Consider the following 13,290-nt stretch of genomic DNA (forward strand, 5'->3'; position numbering starts at 1 on the left):
ACGCGACGCCGCCCGCGGCCCGCGTGCTTTCTGTTCCGGAGAGACGACATGGCCGCGGCCGCGCCCCCCGAAAAAGCCTTCCCGGTGTCCTGGGACATGTTCCACCGCGACTGCCGGGCGCTGACCTGGCGGCTGGCCGGCGCGGGGCCGTTCGACGCCCTCGTCACGGTGACGCGCGGCGGCCTGGTGCCGGCCGCGATCGTCGCCCGCGAGCTCGGAATCCGGGTGATCGAGACGATCTGCGTGGCGAGCTACGGCGGCGGCGCCGGCGTGGCCGAAACCCAGCAGGGCAACCTGCAGATCCTCAAGTCCGTCACCGACGAGATCGTCGCGCTCGGCCGCGGCGACGGCGGCAAGGTGCTGATCGTCGACGACCTCGTCGACACGGGCAAGACCGCGCGCGTGGTGCGCGACTTGCTCCCGAAGGCGCATTTCGCCACCGTGTACGCCAAGCCCATGGGGCGTCCGCTGGTCGACACGTTCATCACCGAGGTGTCGCAGGACACCTGGATCTTCTTCCCCTGGGACACCGGCCTCGCCTTCCAGCCGCCGATCGCCGGCGGCGCGTGAGCCGAGAGGAACGTGACATGAGCGGCCCGCAGGACGACGACTTCGACGACGAGGACGGCATCGAGGAGGAGCTCGAGCGGCATTACGAGGCGCTGCGCGGCTTCGTCTACGACTACATCGACGAGAACGACGTTCCCGACGACATCATGGCGGCGCTGCTGAACGACCTCGCGCTCGAGATGCGCAAGGTCGCCTATGTGCTCGACACCGAGAAGCCCTCGGTCGGCGGTCTCAAGCTGATGCTCGACCGCACCAAGTCCGACCTCGAGGGCGCCATCCGCCGCCACAAGAAGGAGGCGGAGGAGTTCATGGCCGGGATGCAGGAGGCCATGCTGGAGGCCAAGGACCGGCTGGAGGAGGAGCTCGAGCAGCTCGAGGCGCTCGATCTGGACAACGACGACGAGGACGAGCCCGCGCCCGGCAAGGCCGGCGGCAAGGCCACCAAGGTCGCTGCTGCGAACGATGACGACGCGGAGGACGACGACCTCGACGACGACTTCGAGGACGAGGAGGACGACTCCGAGGAGGACGCGGAGTCCGACGACGAGGACGACGCGCCGGCCGGCGAGACGTCCGCGCCCGAGGAGTCGAAGAAGGACAAGACCGACAAGGACAAGACGAAGTAGGCGCGCATCGGCTCGCGCGCGGCGCGCTTCTCGTCTCGCGACGGGCCGACGACGCCTCCACGCTGTCGGCTTCGTGCCCCGGACAAGGTGCAGCGCGCCGCGCCGCCGTTGCGCCCCGTCCGGACCTTGCTAGATTGCCGCCGCGCGCGGACGTGGCGGAACCGGTAGACGCAGCGGACTTAAAATCCGCTGGGGGAAACTCCGTGCGGGTTCGAGCCCCGCCGTCCGCACCACGGCCCACGTTCCGGTCGCCCTGCAAAGCTTTGGCCTGCCGTGAGTGCGGCGGGAGAAAGAACCTTTGGTCCAGTCATACCGACGGCCCGTGAGCGGTCCAATTGCGCTGGCCGCATTCCTCGTGGCGCGACTTGCGGTCGGACGCCTCGAGGTGACGGCAGGCGGTGGTCGCGCGCGGCAAGCCCGCGCCGGCGAGCGCGGCGGCCGTCGTGAAGCTGCTGCCGGGATGCTCCCGTCTTGTCCCACGGACCCCTCCAATCCCGTTATCATCCATCTGTCACCGCAAGATTTTCCTGCTGTGCTCGCGGGAGCGTGACTTTACCGGCGGGCGGCGGCGTGGTCGGCTCTTCGTGAGGGGTGTCTCGACCCGTCGGCCGCGGGGGCGGCCGGGCGGGCGACATCAGGAGCGCGAGATGCGGAAATTCCTTCTGTCGCTGGCGGTCGCCGGCAGCGCCGGCCTTCTGCTCGCCGCCAGCATCCCGACCGCGGCGGACGCGCGCGGGCGTGGCGTCTATGTCGGGCCGCGCGGCGGCGTGGCCGTCTATCGCGGCGGCGGGGTCTATCGCGGTGGCTACTATGGTGGCCCGTATCGCGGCGCCTATGTGCGGCGCGGGGTCGGCTGGGGCGTCGGCGCCGCGGCGGTCGGGGCGGCCGCGGTCGGCGCAGCCGCCGCCTACGGGGCCTATCCTTACGGTTACGGCTACTACGCGCCGCAGTGCGGCTACTACCCGTATCCGCCCTGCTACTGACCGCGCGCGCCGCGGCCGACCGGACCGCTCGGTCGGCGCGCGGCTAATGGACCGTTGCCGCGGATCGGACGTTTCGCCGGATCAGGCGAGCCGCGCCTTAACCGCCGCGGCGATGTTCCGGCGCCGGGGCCGACCCGGCGCCGGCCGCGAAGGGGCGTGTTCACGTCTCCACGTTATCACGTCGACAAGACCAAGAACCTACGGCGCCGGTCCGGTCGTGCAGGGTGCGCAACCGCCGTGACGCCGCGTGGGACAACATGCGTAACGGGAGTGCTGTCCATGTCACGTCGAACGAGGTCGCGTCGAACGAGGTCGCGTCGATACGCGCGTCTGAACGGACTCGTGGCGGCCGCCGGGCTCGCGGCCGGAGTCGTCGGGCTGACGACCGCGGCCGAGGCGGGAGCCTACAGCGGCCGCTGCTGGGGCTGCGGCGCCAACTCGGGCGGCTACGCCACCGTCTACTATGCGCCGGGCTTCGCCCCGACGCAGTATCGGCCGGCGCCCGTCTACGCGATCCCGGCCTATTACCCGCCGACCTACTATCCGCCGCTCGCCTATGCGCCGCGCGTCGCCCCGGCCTATTACGGCTATTATGCGGGCTGCTGCTTCGCCCGTGAGCCCTATGTCGGCGTGCCGTGGGGCTGGCAGGCGGCCGGCACCGGTTGGTCCTACGGCTGGCGCGACCCGTGGTGGGGCTGGCGCCGCTGGTGACCGGCCTCGGTCGATATCATCGCGTGATACGGAAATTCGCCTGACGACTTCGGGGGTCGTTCCGGGGCGCGAGCCGACGGCTCGCGCGAACCCGGATTCCAGTGGCAAACGCCCCGGCCTCGGCTGGATTCCGGGTTCGGCGCCGCGCGCGCCCCGGATCGACCAACCCGAGCCGGTCACCCGACATGGCCCGGCGGCACGGACGACCGGGGCGTCGACCCGGCTCTCGAAGCATCTGAACCGCGCCCCCGAAAACACTGCCGGAAAAGCAAAAGGGCCGCTCGGTGACACGAGCGGCCCTTGCTGCCTGCCGGCTGGGGGGCCTGGCGGCAATGACGTGGTGCTGGGGGGAAGGGGGGGCAAGGGGACCAGCAGCTCGTCGACTTGATAACGGGCTGCCCCGACCCGGGTTCCATCGCACCCGCGTTTTTTTTGCAAGCCGCGGATCTCCGGGTCCGGCCCTCGGCCCGCCCTCCGACCGCAGCCTCGCTTCAGTCGAACACCGTGTTGCGCTGTGCCCCGACCAGCACGAAGGTGGTTCGCTTCGGCACCTCCTTCAGGCGGGTGGCGCCCATGTAGGTCATGGCCGAGCGCAGCCCGCCCATGATCCCTTGAAGAGTCGCCTTCACCGGGCCGCGATACGTCACCTCGACGGTCTTGCCCTCCGAGGCGCGGTAGTCGGCGACGCCGCCGTGATACTTGTGCATCGCCGTCTCCGACGACATGCCGTAGAACTCCATGCCGACCGCGACACTCTCGCCGTCGCGCAGCTCGTGGCGCACCCGGCCCTCGCATTCGTCGTGGCCGGCGAGCATGCCGCCCAGCATGACGAAGTCGGCGCCGCCGCCGAACGCCTTGGCGACATCGCCCGGCACCGTGCAGCCGCCGTCCGAGCAGACGTGCCCGCGCAGGCCGTGCGCCGCATCGGCGCATTCGATCACGGCGGAAAGCTGCGGATAGCCGACGCCGGTGAGGTCGCGGGTCGTGCACACCGAGCCGGAGCCGATGCCGACCTTGACGATGTCGGCGCCGGCGAGGATCAGCGCCTCGGCCATCTCGCCCGTCACGATGGCGCCCGCCATGATGACGGCGTCCTTGTTCTCGTCGCGCACCCGCTTGACGGTCTGCAGGAACTGCTCGCTGTAGCCGTTGGCGACGTCCATGCAGATCTTGGTCACCGGCACCTGACGGCGGACGAAGGCGAGCTTGTCGAGATCCTCGGCCGTGATGCCGATCGAGTAGAAGGCGTTCTTCGACACGTCGGTGCGGAAGAACTCGATCAGCCGCTCGGCCGGATAGTGCTTGTGGAGCGCCACCATGGCGCCGAACGGCGCGAACGCCTGCGCCATGCTGAAGGTGCCGACCGTGTCCATGTTGGCGGCGATCAGCGGGAAGCCGGTCCACTCATGGCCGGTGTGGACGAACCGGAACGTGCGAGAGATGTCCACCTCGGACCGCGAGTTCAGGGTCGACCGCTTGGGCCGGATCAGGACGTCTTTGAAGTCGAGCTTGGGATCGGTTTCGATGTGCATGGCGAAGGGTTCGGCCGGACGACCGGCGGATGGAGTGAACCGGCAGGGATGGGGCCGCGACGGAGCCGGGGGGCCCGCGGCAAACGGCCCACTTTAGCAAACAATGCTACCGAAATCCGAAGGCCGACCATGCACCGCGACGAAGCCGCCATGCGACGGGATCCTCTTGCGCGTGCCGTCGTGGCACCCGAGGGAGCGGCAGCGTCGGTGCGGCGCGCGCGCCCGGTTCGCCATGGGGGGCGGAAGGATCGCGACGGCGTGCCGCAGGCGAGATCGTGAGCATGCGGCGCCGACGTCGAGCGGGCTCCGGTCGACCCCGGTCGCGGATGAGTGTTCGCTGCACCGCACAGCGCCACGACCACGCGGAGCGCCGCGCCACCGGCGCATCGTTGCTGCGCCGCACCCTGAACCCGAGCCTTTCACCCGACCGGGCGTGAGCGCGCACGCCTATAATCAAACCCGATAGCCTTTCGAAAATTCCGTATTGGACCTCCGACCGGCGAAGCACCTAGCGTGCGGGCAGACGCGAACCTTCCGACGGCCTCGTCCCGGTGTCCGATCGTGTCGACCGCCTCGCGGTATCGGTCATCGCGGTTTTCGGACGACGGCACCCGCCGACCCCCGGCCTCTCCTTTCTGCGGCGCGTGCCGTTCCTCCGACGACCTGGTCTCGTCGCGTCCAAGAAAAGATCGACGGCGACCGCCACGGGCGGCGCCGCAGCATCCGACGGAGGACGACCAGTGCGATCGACATCATCATCGACCGTCGCCCGAGCTTTCGCGGCTCTGGCCTTGGGAGCCGTACTCATGACGACGCCGTCCGGGCCGGCGGCCGCCGCCGAAGGCCCGTTCTTCCAGCTCACCTCGACCGCCTTCGCCGACAACGGGCTGCTCGCCAAGAAGCATGCCGGCCGCAACCCGGCCAATCCCAACTGCGTCGGCGACAACGTCTCGCCGCCGCTCGCCTGGTCGAACCCGCCCGACGGCACCCGCAGCTACGCGCTGATCGTCCACGACCAGGAGGGCCGCAACGGCCTCGGCGTCGTGCACTGGCTCGCCTACGGGATCGACGCGTCCGTCACGGCCCTGCCGGAGGGGGCCGGCGACGGCTCCTTCAAGGGGCTCGTCGGCGGCAAGAACATTCTGGGGCAGGGCACCTATTTCGGCCCTTGTCCGCCCAAGACCCACGGGCCGCACCACTACGTCTTCACCATCATCGCGACCGACCTCGCTCCCGACGCCCTCGCGCCCGGCCTCACCATGCCGCAGCTCCTCGAGGCGATCGGATCCCACGCCAAGGGCGCCGCCGGCCTGATCGGCCGTTTCGGCCACTGACCGTCGCCCGCACCATTCGAGAGGGACCACACGCATGACCACGCGTTTCCGTGCCTTCCGTGCCGCGCTCGCGCTCGCAGCCGGTCTCGCCGTCGTCGCCGCCGCGCCCGTCGCCGTTCAGGCGCAGGAGCCGGCGAAGACCGACGCCGCCAAAGCCGACTATCCGAAGCAGGTGATCAAGCTCGTCGTGCCGACGCCGCCCGGCGGCATGGCCGACCTGCTCGGGCGCGTCATCGCCCAGAGGATTCAGGAGAACACCAAGGCGGTCGTGATCGTCGAGAACAAGACCGGCGCGGCCGGCCTGATCGCCGCCGACATGGTCGCGAAGTCGCCGCCCGACGGCTACACGATCTTCCTGACCTATCACGCGACCGCGTCGATCCTACATCTGATCACGGCGAAGATGAGCTACGACCCGGTCAAGGACTTCGTGCCGATCACCTATGTGGCGATCGCGCCGAACGTGCTGATCATCAATCCCGACATCCCGGCCAAGACCGTCCAGGAGCTGGTCGCCTACGGCAAGGCCAATCCGGGCAAGCTCAGCTACGCCTCGCAGGGCAAGGGCACCACGGGTCATCTCGGCGGCGAGATGTTCGCCCAGGCGACCGGCCTGCAGCTGACCCATGTGCCCTATCGCGGCGCCGCGCCGGCCCTGCAGGACGTGATCGGCGGCCAGGTCTCGATGATGTTCGACATCGTGCCGCTCGCCCGCGAGCACGTGAACTCCGGCAAGGTGCGGGCCCTCGTCGTCACCTCGGCCGAACGCGTCGCGGCGCTGCCGAACGTGCCGACCACCACGGAGGCGGGCATCCCGCAGGTGCAGGGCGGCGCCTGGTGGGGCCTCGTCGCGCCGGCCGGCACGCCGAAGCCGGTCATCGACTGGCTCAACGCCGAGACCCGCAAGGCCTTCGATTCGAAAGAGGTTCGCGACCGCCTGACCGAGCAGGGCCTGACCTTCTTCCTCGGCTCGCCCGAGCAGCTCGCCGAGCACCAGAAGAAGGAGACGGAGCGCTGGGGCGCCGTCATCGAGAAGGCCGGCATCAAGCCGGAGTGACGCTCCCGCAAGGGAGCGGCCGGTCCGCCGAACCGGCTGGCCGACTCCGGTGAACCGCCGCCTCGGCCGCTTCGGCGGCCGGCGCGGACACCTCGGGCGCCGACGGTGACGTCGGCGCCATTTTCGTCCCGACAACCCGGCTGTCGGGCGCCGGCCTGCGCCGCCCGAATTCACGCGATCGTGATCGTCTCGTCACCGCATGACGCGCCGCGTCGAGCTAAGGTGTCGGCGCCGCTTCGCGCCGCCGTTGCTGCGGAGTCGTGTTTTCCCGGTCCGTGTCGAGGAGCAATCGATGAGCCAGCCTCTGCTGAGGCCGCGCGTCGCTGCGCGGCCGAAGACGCAGCGTCCGCCGCTCCACAAGGTGATCCTTCTCAACGACGACTACACGCCGCGCGAGTTCGTCGTCGAGGTTCTGAAGGCCGTGTTCCGGATGAACGAGAGCCAGGCGCAGGCCGTGATGATGACGGCGCATCGCAAGAACGCCTGCGTGGTCGCCGTGTTCGCCCGCGACGTCGCCGAGACCAAGGCGACCGAGGCGACCGAGCTCGGCAAGGCGAACGGCTTCCCGCTGTTCTTCACCACCGAGCCGGAGACCTGACGCCGGCGCATGCCCGACCTCGGACCCGGTCGAAAAGTCGCCCGGTCGGGTCATGGCGTCCGGCGGCGCGGCCCCCTGGCATCGGGTCGACGCCGTCATGCGACCCACATGCGGCGCGGGGGCCTAGGCCGGTGGATCCACTCAGCGTTCGTGTCGATCACACCAACCGCATCGTCGCGGTCGGCGGACCGTGGGACGAGGTCGCCCTCGCCAACGGCGGCGGCGCCACCGTGGTCGTCGCTCGGGTGCTCGGCACCGGGCTCATCGATCACGTGCACGGCGATCCGACCCGCATGCTGGTCCTGACCGTGCTCGATCGGGTGCGCCGCGGCGGCACGCCGTGCCGCATGCCGTATCGCTGCGACACGCCCCATCTCAAGCGCTGGATGGAGATGACGCTGACGCCGGTACCCGACGGGACCGTCACGTTCGAGCACCGGTTCCTGCGCAGCGAGCCGATGCAGCGGCCGCTGCGCTTCGCGCTCGCCCGACCAGGCGCGGCGCGCGGTCCGGCGATCATCCGCTGCAGCTCGTGCAATCGCGTCCGCGACGCCTCCGGCTGGCACGAGCCGGACGCCGTCCGGTTCTCGGCCACGGCCGGCGCGCCGCCCGACCCGGACGCGCCGATCCTGGTCGGCTACGGCGTCTGCGAGGCCTGCCGAGCGCAGGTCGAGCGCATGCTGGCCGGGTAGGGATCGGATGAAACTCGGTCGCGGTCGGGTGCCGGTCGTGCCGGGGTGGACTCGCACGCGCCGGAAACAGGTCGGACGGCGGCGCGTATCCATGCGCTGATGTCGCAGCGAGAAACCGGCACAATGGCTGCGTCCGTCGTCCCTGTTGCGGCGGGTTGTCATCCGGCGCGTGCCGCCCGATCAACGTGTGTGGCGGGAGCGGGTTTCGCCGGAAAATTCCGGGATGCGGGTCGAGCCGCTTCGGGCTAGGGTCGCGCCCCCTGCGGCCCCCGGCGCCGGCGCGCCCGGATCGTGCCGCGTTCACGGCCGGCCGTCGGGTCGGTTGTCCTGCAAGGAGACGGCATGCTCGCCTCGACCCGCCGAACCGTCCTCTCGGCCCTCACCGGGCTCACCGCGTCCGCGGCCCTCATCGGCTTCGGCCGTCCCGCCACCGCTCAGACCGGAAAACCCATGACCACCGCCTCGGGCCTCACCATCACGGACACCACGGTCGGCACCGGCGCCACGCCGGCGCGCGGCCAGACCTGCGTCATGCACTACACCGGCTGGCTGTTCGAGAACGGCGGCAAGGGCAAGAAATTCGATTCCTCGGTCGACCGCGGCCAGCCCTTCTCGTTCCCGCTCGGCATGGGCCGGGTGATCAAGGGCTGGGACGAAGGCGTCGCCACCATGAAGGTGGGCGGCAAGCGCACCCTGGTGATCCCGCCCGAGCTCGGCTACGGCGCCCGCGGCGCCGGCGGCGTCATCCCGCCCAACGCGACGCTGATCTTCGACGTCGAGCTGCTGGACGTGAAGTAGGGCGGGGCGGCCGCGCCGCACCGCCGCCCGGCCGAGTCGGACCGCGCGGCCTCTCAGCGATCGGACGGCAGGCGCGCCTTGGCGAACAGCCGCCAGAACAGCGGCGCCAAGGCGGCGAGCAGCAGGAGGAGGGCGGCCGTGGTGCCGGCCGAGAGGTCGCCGCGCCGGGCACTGTCGATCACGGCCCATGCCAGCACGGCCCAGAGGAGGGCGAGAACCAGGAGCGTGTTGCGCTTGCGCATCCGCATGGCTTCCTCCCGTTCGCGGTTCGGTCGCTCGCGCCGATCCGATCGTGCGGTCCGGCTCGCCGGCGCCGGCTGCTCGCGACCTGGCCGGTCGTGAGATCGTCGGTCGACACGGGACCGGTCGCGAGTCGGCCAAGTCGTGATCGCCGCACGCGAACGTATCGCGGCGGCGGCGCGACGTCATCCCGTGCGACGTCATCCCGCGGAACTGCGTCCCGGGCGCGCGCGTCGCAGCGCGACCACGGCCAGCGACAGGCTGACGGCCCACAGGAAGACCCAGATGCTCCACGGGTCGACCTCGCCGTTCGTGTCGAGCGGCGCGATCGGCCAGCCCGTCACGGCGGCGATCGCGCTGCGCACGACATCGACGATCACCCAGGCGAGGAGCCCCCGTTGCAACAGCACCAGCGGGGCCGGCGCCGACACAAGGAGCCGGGACCAGGACGCGCGGTCGTCCTCTGCACCGTCCGGACCGCGCCGCCGACGCACGGCAGGCCAGTGGACCAGCATCGCGGCCAGCATGGCCGGGAACAGCGCGAGGCGCGTGACGAGTGTCGCGAGCCCGTTCGACGGCAGCGGCGCGCCGGCGGCCGCCATCCCGGCCAGCCCGGCACTGGCGAGGAGGCCGAGCGCGGCCGTCACGGTCAGCAAGAACAGGGCGGTGCGCATCACGGTGCAGGCTTCGGTGTCGGTTCGGCCGGCCGCGACAGGCGCCGGTCCGCCGCGTGGTGGCGGCGCGCCCGTGCCGGGTTCACGCCGATTCGTGTGCTGCGTCCGCGGCGCCGCCGATCCGGTCGGCCCAGCCCTTGTCCGCCCAGCCCTTGTCCGCCCACGTCTCGGTGAGCAGATCGCGGAAGCGCGCCGCGGCTGGCGCCAGGGGGCTGCCGCGCCGCGCCACGATCCCGATGGTGCGGGTGACGCGCGGCGTGATCGGCCGCGTCACGATGATCGGGTGGTCGCCCTGCGGGGTGGCGAGGCGCGGCAGCACCGAGACGCCGAGCCCGGCCTCGACCAGGCCGAGCGAGGTGGAGAGATGCGTCACCTCGTAGAAGCAGCGCATCCGCACCTCGGCGCGGCCGAGCGCGGTCTCGAGGAGCACGCGGTTGCCGCTCTCGCGCCCTACCGTGACCAGCCGGTACGGCTCGAGATCGGCCCAGTCGACGGTGTCACGCGAAGCCAGCGGGTGATCCCGCCGGCAGGCGAGGACGAACGGATCCTCCAAGAGCGGCGCGAAGGACAGGGCGGCGTCGGAGGCGCCGAGGAAGTTGACGCCGAAATCCGCCTCCCCGCGCGACACCGCCTCGAGCCCCGCCGTCGCCGAGAGATCGAGGATGCGGAAGCGCACCTCCGGATAGAGCTCGCCGAAGCGGGCGATGACGGCCGGCAGGAAGTAGAACGCCGCGGTCGGCACGCAGGCGAGCGTAACGGGCGTGTCGCGGCCGCCGGCGTGGCGCAGCCCGAACAGCGAGGCGTCGAGCTCCTCCAGCAGCCGCTGCAGCCGCGGCACCAGCTCGCGCCCGAAGGTGGTGAGGGCGACGCGGCGCGTGGTGCGCTCGAGCAGCGTCGCCCCGACCATCGCCTCCAGGCGCTGGATGCGCCGGCTCAGCGCCGGCTGCGAGACGTGGAGCGCATCCGCCGCCGCATGGAAGCTGCCGTGCTCCGCCACCGCCAGAAAGGCGCGCAGATCCATGGCCTCGAAATTCTTGTTCATGGCGCATCAATAGCGCCGATCTTTGCATTTTACAATTTTTCCGCAACTTGGCATGACAAGCGCCACCTGCCATCCGGATCTCCGCCCGTCATGTCGACTCCCGCCGGCTCGTTGAAAATTCCGTGTGTGCTGATGCGCGGCGGGACGTCGCGCGGACCCTACTTTCTCGCCTCCGACCTGCCGGCCGATCCGGCGGCGCGCGACCGCGTGCTGGTCGCGGCGATGGGCTCGCCCCACGCGCTCCAGGTCGACGGGATCGGCGGCGGCCACGCGCTGACCAGCAAGGTGGCGATCGTGTCGCGCTCGCAGCGCGCCGACGCGGACGTCGACTATCTGTTCGCGCAGGTCGCGATCGACCGCGCCTTCGTCGACACCAGCCCGAACTGCGGCAACATGCTCTCCGGTGTCGGACCGTTCGCGATCGAGAGCGGGCTCGTCGCCGCGCAGGACGGCGAGACCACGGTGCGCATCTTCAACCGCAACACCAAGGCGCTGGTCGAGGCGACGATCCGCACCCCGGGCGGCGTCGTGCAGTACGACGGCGAGGCGGCGATCGACGGCGTGCCCGGCACGGCGGCCCCCATCCGGCTGGTGTTCCTCGACGCGGTCGGCTCGAAGACCTCCGGCCTGCTCCCGACCGGGCAGACCAGCGAGATCATCGACGGCGTGCGCGTCACGCTCGCCGACTACGCCATGCCGATGATGCTGGTGGCGGCCGCCGATCTCGGCATCGCCGGCGACGAGACGGCGGAGGTGCTCGACGCCGACACGGCGCTGCTCGCTCGCATCCAGGCGCTGCGGCTCGAGGCGGGCCGGCGCATGGGGCTCGGCGACGTCTCGAAGCTGGTCATCCCGAAGGTCGGGCTCCTGTCGGCGCCGCGCCGCGGCGGCACCATCACGTCGCGCTACTTCGTGCCGGACCGTTGTCACAAGAGCCACGCCGTCACCGGCGCCCTGTGCGTCGCGGTCGCGTCGCGCACGCCCGGCACGGTGGCGTATGATCTCGCCGCTTCCCCGGCGTCGGAGGCGACCCGCGGCGCCGTCGCGATCGAGCACCCGAGCGGCCGCATCGACATCGACCTCGTCTTCGCGGCCGACGGCAGTGTGGCGCGGGCCGGGGTGATCCGCACGGCGCGCCGCATCTTCGAGGGCAACCTCTTGGTGCCGGCGGCGACGCTCGCCGCCTGATCGGACCGCCGCGCGAGGCACGCCGGGTCGTCCCCCTGGTCCTCGTCTGACGAACCTTGCCGTGAAGACCGAAAACACCATCGAACCGTCGAACAGACGCACGATATCCGGGAGAGACACCATGATGGACCGCCGCCAGCTCTGTGCCGGCCTGCTCGCCGTGCCCTTCGTCGCCGCCGCGCCCGCGATCCTGCGCGCGCAGGCCTTTCCGGCGCGGCCGATCCGCCTCGTGGTGCCCTACGCGGCCGGCGGCGGCACCGACGCGCTCGCCCGCGTCGTGGCGCAGGCGATGACCGAGAAGGCGGGCTGGTCCGTGGTGGTGGAGAACATCACGGGCGCCGGCGGCAATCTCGCCACCCAGAACGTCGCCTCGGCGCCGGCCGACGGCTACACGATGCTGCAGGCCAACCAGGGGCCGATGGCCGTCAACCCGCACATCTTCAAGAACCTGAAGGTGAACCCGCTGACCGCCTTCGATCCGATCACGCTGATCGCGGCGGCACCGCTGGTCGTCGTGGTGCCGCCGAAGTCGGAGTTCACCGACGTCAAGCAGCTCATCGCCTACGCCAAGGCCAATCCGGGCAAGCTCACCTACGGCTCCGCCGGCAACGGCTCGGCGAGCCATCTCGCCGCCGTGCTGCTCAACGTCGTCGCCAAGATCGAGACCGTCCACGTGCCCTACAAGGGCGCCGGTCCCGCCCTCAACGATCTGCTCGGCGCCCAGACCCAGTTCATGGTGACGACGATCCCCTCGGTGCTCGGCATGATCGAGGGCAAGCTCCTGCGGCCGCTGGCCGTCACCTCGAAGGAGCGCATCGCCGTGCTGCCCGACGTGCCGAGCGTCGCCGAGAGCGGCTGGCCCGACTACGAGTCGACCGCTTGGTACGGCTTCGTGGTGCCGGCCGGCACGCCCAAGGACGTGATCGAGACGTTGCGCAAGACGACCGTCGACGCGATCAACACGCCGCTCGTCAAGCAGCGCCTGGAAGGCGAGGGCGCCCGCCCGGTCGGCAACACCCCGGCCGAGTTCGCCGCGTTCATGAAGAAGGATTCGGCGCGCTGGGCCGAGATCGCCAAGACCGGCGTCATCAATCTGAACAACTGAGCCTGAACGACCGGCGTGAACGACCGAGTGCGGCCCGACGGGCCGCGTGCGCCGCCCGAACCCCCGTGACGGCGCGACCCCGACGGGCGGATCCTTGAGGGTCCGCCCGTCGTGGCGTGTTCGGGGCGCTTGGCCGGCCT

15 protein-coding genes and 1 tRNA gene are annotated in these 13,290 nt (G+C 70.9%); 12 read left to right on the forward strand and 4 right to left on the reverse strand.

Features of this window, described 5'->3' with window-relative positions; all coding sequences use genetic code 11:
• Positions 1 to 48: 48 nt before the first annotated feature.
• From gpt to ACFSOX_RS01065, 5 genes are all read left to right on the forward strand, one after another.
• Entirely contained in the window at positions 49 to 570 is a 522-nt protein-coding gene (gene gpt / locus ACFSOX_RS01045; protein WP_378475938.1) for a xanthine phosphoribosyltransferase, read from the forward strand.
• Positions 571 to 587: 17 nt separating this feature from the next.
• Positions 588 to 1,196: a hypothetical protein gene (locus ACFSOX_RS01050; protein ID WP_378475939.1), complete on the forward strand. Its 609-nt coding sequence runs from the start codon at positions 588 to 590 to the stop codon at positions 1,194 to 1,196.
• 146 nt (positions 1,197 to 1,342) lie between these two features.
• Positions 1,343 to 1,429: transfer RNA gene (locus tag ACFSOX_RS01055), tRNA-Leu, on the forward strand.
• Between the two features lie 414 nt (positions 1,430 to 1,843).
• Positions 1,844 to 2,179 carry a hypothetical protein gene (locus tag ACFSOX_RS01060; RefSeq protein ID WP_378475940.1) on the forward strand — a complete coding sequence of 112 codons (336 nt, stop codon included), beginning with the start codon at positions 1,844 to 1,846 and terminating at the stop codon, positions 2,177 to 2,179.
• A gap of 342 nt (positions 2,180 to 2,521) precedes the next feature.
• Positions 2,522 to 2,890: a hypothetical protein gene (locus ACFSOX_RS01065; RefSeq protein WP_378475941.1), complete on the forward strand. Its 369-nt coding sequence runs from the start codon at positions 2,522 to 2,524 to the stop codon at positions 2,888 to 2,890.
• Positions 2,891 to 3,381: 491 nt separating this feature from the next.
• Here ACFSOX_RS01065 and ACFSOX_RS01070 read toward each other — a convergent pair whose 3' ends face one another.
• Positions 3,382 to 4,422, reverse strand: coding sequence for a GMP reductase (locus tag ACFSOX_RS01070; RefSeq protein WP_378475942.1), 1,041 nt, complete (start codon positions 4,420 to 4,422; stop codon positions 3,382 to 3,384).
• 806 nt (positions 4,423 to 5,228) lie between these two features.
• On the opposite strand from ACFSOX_RS01070, the gene ACFSOX_RS01075 reads away from it, so the two are divergent.
• From ACFSOX_RS01075 to ACFSOX_RS01095, 5 genes are all read left to right on the forward strand, one after another.
• On the forward strand, positions 5,229 to 5,756 hold the full coding sequence (locus ACFSOX_RS01075; RefSeq protein WP_378475943.1) for a YbhB/YbcL family Raf kinase inhibitor-like protein: 528 nt from the start codon (positions 5,229 to 5,231) through the stop codon (positions 5,754 to 5,756).
• Between the two features lie 34 nt (positions 5,757 to 5,790).
• Positions 5,791 to 6,813: a Bug family tripartite tricarboxylate transporter substrate binding protein gene (locus ACFSOX_RS01080; RefSeq protein ID WP_378475944.1), complete on the forward strand. Its 1,023-nt coding sequence runs from the start codon at positions 5,791 to 5,793 to the stop codon at positions 6,811 to 6,813.
• 292 nt (positions 6,814 to 7,105) lie between these two features.
• Positions 7,106 to 7,411 carry an ATP-dependent Clp protease adapter ClpS gene (clpS, locus tag ACFSOX_RS01085; protein ID WP_378475945.1) on the forward strand — a complete coding sequence of 102 codons (306 nt, stop codon included), beginning with the start codon at positions 7,106 to 7,108 and terminating at the stop codon, positions 7,409 to 7,411.
• 131 nt (positions 7,412 to 7,542) lie between these two features.
• Positions 7,543 to 8,103 carry a hypothetical protein gene (locus ACFSOX_RS01090; RefSeq protein ID WP_378475946.1) on the forward strand — a complete coding sequence of 187 codons (561 nt, stop codon included), beginning with the start codon at positions 7,543 to 7,545 and terminating at the stop codon, positions 8,101 to 8,103.
• A 342-nt stretch (positions 8,104 to 8,445) separates the two neighbouring features.
• The gene (locus tag ACFSOX_RS01095; RefSeq protein ID WP_378475947.1) at positions 8,446 to 8,901 is read left to right on the forward strand and encodes an FKBP-type peptidyl-prolyl cis-trans isomerase; all 456 of its coding nucleotides are present in this window, start codon (positions 8,446 to 8,448) and stop codon (positions 8,899 to 8,901) included.
• A 53-nt stretch (positions 8,902 to 8,954) separates the two neighbouring features.
• Here ACFSOX_RS01095 and ACFSOX_RS01100 read toward each other — a convergent pair whose 3' ends face one another.
• The 3 genes from ACFSOX_RS01100 to ACFSOX_RS01110 all read right to left on the reverse strand — a co-directional run bounded on the left by ACFSOX_RS01100 (position 8,955) and on the right by ACFSOX_RS01110 (position 10,857).
• Entirely contained in the window at positions 8,955 to 9,149 is a 195-nt protein-coding gene (locus tag ACFSOX_RS01100) for a hypothetical protein (protein WP_378475948.1), read from the reverse strand.
• A gap of 192 nt (positions 9,150 to 9,341) precedes the next feature.
• Positions 9,342 to 9,818 (reverse strand): hypothetical protein, encoded by a 477-nt coding sequence (locus tag ACFSOX_RS01105; RefSeq protein ID WP_378475949.1) that lies wholly within the window; start codon positions 9,816 to 9,818, stop codon positions 9,342 to 9,344.
• 79 nt (positions 9,819 to 9,897) lie between these two features.
• Positions 9,898 to 10,857 carry a LysR family transcriptional regulator gene (locus ACFSOX_RS01110; protein WP_378475950.1) on the reverse strand — a complete coding sequence of 320 codons (960 nt, stop codon included), beginning with the start codon at positions 10,855 to 10,857 and terminating at the stop codon, positions 9,898 to 9,900.
• Between the two features lie 90 nt (positions 10,858 to 10,947).
• Between ACFSOX_RS01110 and ACFSOX_RS01115 the strand changes: the two genes are divergently transcribed.
• The gene (locus ACFSOX_RS01115) at positions 10,948 to 12,045 is read left to right on the forward strand and encodes a 4-oxalomesaconate tautomerase (protein ID WP_378475951.1); all 1,098 of its coding nucleotides are present in this window, start codon (positions 10,948 to 10,950) and stop codon (positions 12,043 to 12,045) included.
• A gap of 121 nt (positions 12,046 to 12,166) precedes the next feature.
• Complete coding sequence (locus ACFSOX_RS01120; RefSeq protein ID WP_378475952.1) at positions 12,167 to 13,150, forward strand: Bug family tripartite tricarboxylate transporter substrate binding protein; 984 nt, start codon at positions 12,167 to 12,169, stop codon at positions 13,148 to 13,150.
• Positions 13,151 to 13,290: the final 140 nt, after the last annotated feature.

The organism is Rhodoplanes azumiensis (assembly GCF_042682915.1).
GTDB lineage: Bacteria > Pseudomonadota > Alphaproteobacteria > Rhizobiales > Xanthobacteraceae > Rhodoplanes > Rhodoplanes azumiensis.